The organism is Achromobacter sp. GbtcB20, assembly GCF_019091095.1.
GTDB classification, from domain to species: Bacteria; Pseudomonadota; Gammaproteobacteria; order Burkholderiales; family Burkholderiaceae_B; genus Achromobacter; species Achromobacter mucicolens.
This window is the reverse complement of sequence record NZ_JAGXJZ010000743.1, coordinates 1-249: the sequence shown is the minus strand read 5'-3', so window position 1 is coordinate 249 and position 249 is coordinate 1. Positions and strand designations below refer to the sequence as shown.

The window sequence follows — 249 nt, the reverse complement described above, 5'->3', positions numbered from 1 at the left end:
CCGCGTCGTATATTTTTCAGCCGCCCGCCTGGGGGGCCAGGGCCCGGCCGGGTAGCGCCCATCCCGCCGCCGGCCCGTGGCGGCTCATAGCGCCTGCCCTTCGAAGCGGTCGGCTCTCTTTCCGTCGATCACCGTCCCCAGTTCGACTTCGAGCGTCTTGCGCACCAGTTCGGCCAGCGTGCGCACGCCCATCTTCTCCATCGCCCGCGCCCGGTGCACCTTGATGGTCTTCTCGGTGATGCCGGGGTC

At 69.5% G+C, this 249-nt stretch carries 1 protein-coding gene; it reads right to left on the bottom strand.

What is annotated here, in order from left to right; all coding sequences use genetic code 11:
- Nucleotides 1-84: 84 nt before the first annotated feature.
- On the bottom strand, nt 85-219 hold the full coding sequence (locus tag KVT32_RS30935) for a hypothetical protein (protein WP_371825652.1): 135 nt from the start codon (nt 217-219) through the stop codon (nt 85-87).
- Between the last annotated feature and the right edge of the window lie 30 nt (nt 220-249).